General features: G+C 52.1%; 1 protein-coding gene. It reads right to left on the reverse strand.

Annotation, left to right across the window (positions count from 1 at the left end; all coding sequences use genetic code 11):
- On the reverse strand, positions 1–272 hold a 272-nt coding region (locus AB9F29_RS22035; protein WP_369757267.1), incomplete at its 3' end, for an ATP-binding cassette domain-containing protein.
- Positions 273–305: the final 33 nt, after the last annotated feature.

The following is a 305-nucleotide window of genomic DNA, read 5'->3' on the forward strand; positions in this document are numbered from 1 at the left end:
TTATGGGCTATGAGCCCAAGCGGTTTGGGACCTTCATTGATCGTGGCGATGCCTGCGGCTTGCGCTTCGCGCGGGTTTGTCAGAACGCTTTTGGCTCCATTGAAATCGACAGTGCCTCCATCGCGGCGGTAGACTCCAGTCAACACCTTGATCATGGTGGACTTTCCCGCACCATTTTGACCAATCAGCGCATGAACTTCCACGCGCTCAAGTTCGATCGATGCACCGGAAAGAGCTGGAACACCGTTAAATGCTTTTTTGATTGAGTTCATTCTTAACAGAGCGGCCATCGGTGCAAAGTCCTT

It is taken from the genome of Falsihalocynthiibacter sp. S25ZX9 (assembly GCF_041205405.1).
GTDB lineage: Bacteria > Pseudomonadota > Alphaproteobacteria > Rhodobacterales > Rhodobacteraceae > Falsihalocynthiibacter > Falsihalocynthiibacter arcticus.